At 61.9% G+C, this 2,736-nt stretch carries 2 protein-coding genes; one reads left to right on the top strand and one right to left on the bottom strand.

Features of this window, described 5'->3' with window-relative positions:
- Positions 1–196 precede the first annotated feature (196 nt).
- Complete coding sequence (locus VBE63_RS26935; protein ID WP_323686074.1) at positions 197–793, bottom strand: class I SAM-dependent methyltransferase; 597 nt, start codon at positions 791–793, stop codon at positions 197–199.
- Positions 794–896: 103 nt separating this feature from the next.
- On the opposite strand from VBE63_RS26935, the gene VBE63_RS26930 reads away from it, so the two are divergent.
- Positions 897–2,609 (top strand): nickel-dependent hydrogenase large subunit, encoded by a 1,713-nt coding sequence (locus tag VBE63_RS26930; RefSeq protein WP_323686073.1) that lies wholly within the window; start codon positions 897–899, stop codon positions 2,607–2,609.
- Positions 2,610–2,736: the final 127 nt, after the last annotated feature.

The following is a 2,736-nucleotide window of genomic DNA, read 5'->3' as shown; positions in this document are numbered from 1 at the left end:
GTTTCTTCGTCGATGTGCGCCTCGGCGGCGATCTCGGCGGGAACGGGATAGATCTTCGAATCCGACATGGTTTTATGTCCTCCTCGGGGCATCTCTGCGATGACAAATGCGGTGTCCGTTCCGCTTGTTTGGGGTTGCATGGTTGCGCGAATACATAACCGACGGAGTCTAAACCCTCAGCCGCAGCGCTGCCAGATCAGCGGTCAGTGCGTTTTGCCAAGGCGACGGTGTAATGGGCGCCCTGCTTGAGCTTGTCGTAGTTGCCGAAGACCTCTTGCAGGTTGCGCTTGAAGAATGCGCGCAGGCCGCTGATGGTGACCAGATAGAGCTGGCCGCCGGGGCGAAGACGGGCGTAAGCATCGTGCAGCAGGATCGAGAGCATCTCCTTGCCGACCTTAGCGGGTATGTTGCTCGCGATGAGGTCGAAGCGGGCCTTTGGCGGCACCTGCTCGAAACCGTTGCTCAATAGGCTGCTGGCGTTCCTCAGGTTGTTCAGCGTCGCGTTACGCTGAGCATAGTCGACCGCGACGAAGTCTTTGTCGACCATTAGGGTCTGGCCTTGGGGGGCCAGTGCCGCGAGGGTCAGCCCGATCGGGCCATAGCCGCAGCCTAGATCGAGACAGTCTGCAGTCGGCTCGACCTTGAGATGCTGGAGTAGCAGACGGGTGCCCTCATCGATCTCGCGCGGTGAGAACAGTCCCCAGGTCGATTCGAACCTCAGCCGGTGTCCGCGCAGTTCGGCCTCGAACTGGATCGGCGTGCGGAGGGCCGCGAGTTGGTCAGGGGCAAGCATCTGGCGGACGATCCAATCAGTGAAAAGCCCCTAGTCTACAGGGCTATGTCGCGTGCGCGTTGGCTAGACTAGGAGATTGGTCTGTTCAATTCGGAGGGGTTCGATGTCTGATCTCCCTGGCCAGCTCGAGATCCGTCTTGACCAACGCAGTGGCGCTGTCGCGATCGGCTCGAGCCGCCCGGTCACTGCCGCGCGAGTCTTTGCAGGTAAGTCGCCCGCCGCAGTGGTGCGTCAGCTGCCTACGCTGTTTAGTCTTTGTGGCACCGCGCAGGCAGCGGCCTGTGTTGGAGCCTGCGAGCAGGCACTTGGGCAACAGCCGAGCGCTGCAGTCTTGGCGCGTCGCCAGGCATTGGTCCACGCCGAGACGATCAAGGAGCACCTGTGGCGGTTATTGCTGGACTGGCCAAGGATGCTTGAGTGTAAAGCTGAAGCAATGGCAAATATCAACGCCAACGCCAACGCCAACGCCAACGCCAACGCCAACGGCAGCGGCAGCGGCAACAGCAGCGGCAACAGCAGCGGCAGCAGCAGCGGCAGGGGCAGCAATAGAAGTAACGCTAGCGCCAGCGCCAGCGGCAACAGCAACGGCAAGGCTGGCGTTGTAGCCAACGCTCGAGCATCGACTCTGGCCTTGCCGACTGCGGCCTCTGCGATGCCACGGGTCATGCAGGCCTTCGTAGCGTTGCGTCAGGCCCAGCAGGCGGCAGGCGACCCATTCTCGTTGGATAACCAACAGGCTGAGCGTGGCGCTGCCGCAGAGATTGATTCCAGCAGGCTCCTGGGTTTGGTTACCGATCAGGCGCTAGGGGCGGCGCCTGCCGATTGGCTCGACGCGGTGGATCGTCTAGCCAGCTTGCGCCGCTGGGCAGAGCAGACGGAGACGCCGGCCGCTGGCCTGGTGCGCGCCTTAGTGGCGCAGGGGCTGGCTGGCTATGGTGCGAACTCAGTCCCAAGGCTGCCGGGCTCGTCGTCGCAACAGCTTGCCTGGTCACTGGCGAATGCTCAGGCCGATGCCTTTATCGCCGCACCACAGTGGCAACAGGAGTGCGCTGAGACAGGCCCCTTGGCACGCGTTGCCGCGCAGCCGCTGATCGCGGACCTGCTCGCGAGGCACGGCAACGGCTTGCTCACGCGGCTGGCAGCGCTTTTGGTCGATTTGGCGCAGAGCGCCCGTGGGCTCGAGACCCTGCTCGGGACGAGGATGGAAGATGCCAGCAATGCGATGCAGCCATGGGCTACAGACTCCGCAAACCTAGAGCCAAAGGCCGAAGCGTTTTCAGGCGCCGATCCGGAAAAATCGCGGCTGCAAGCCCAGGGTCAAACGGCGATGTCGGCAAGCCTAACCGCTTTCGGTGAGCCGAATTCTGCTGAGCCTGAGTCAGTGATAGCAAGCGAGGTGATAGCCGGCGACGTCCGAATCGATTCTGGAATCGATATTGGTGCGGATGTCGTTATGAACGCTGGCACTCGTTCATGCCTAGACCCCAAACTCGGCACTGGCACTGGCACTGGCACTGGCACTGGCACTGGCGATGGCGCTGGCACAGGTGCTGACAACGGCACCGGCATTGGCGTTGGCTCTGCCGAAGCCGCTCGCGGCTTGCTCGTGCACCGGGTCACCATCCTCGATGGACGCGTTGAGCACTATCAGATCCTAGCGCCGACGGAATGGAATTTTCACCCACAGGGCGTTGTCGCCCAGGGGCTCACCGCGATCGCGCGCAGTAGTGCCGAGGGGGCGGAGCTTGAGCGATTGGCGCGACTCTATATCACCGCGGTCGATCCCTGTGTCGACTACCAACTTTCTGTATCCTGATCGCTAATCATCACTAACCACTAACCACTAACCACTAACCACTATCCACTCATAACTCAGGCGCCATCGGCGTCGCTCAGCCTGCGTTGGAGCACCGCTTATGTGTCTTGCCATACCCGCCCAGATT

The organism is Lamprobacter sp. (assembly GCF_034860625.1).
Classification (GTDB): Bacteria; Pseudomonadota; Gammaproteobacteria; order Chromatiales; family Chromatiaceae; genus Lamprobacter.
Note: the sequence above shows the minus strand (reverse complement) of the source record. Positions and strands in the feature narration are given on the sequence as shown.

Excerpts from the sequence above, each read along its gene's own strand:
- VBE63_RS26930 (WP_323686073.1), top strand. The coding sequence starts at position 897 with ATGTCTGATCTCCCTGGCCAGCTCGAGATCCGTCTTGACCAACGCAGT.
- VBE63_RS26935 (WP_323686074.1), bottom strand. The coding sequence starts at position 793 with ATGCTTGCCCCTGACCAACTCGCGGCCCTCCGCACGCCGATCCAGTTC.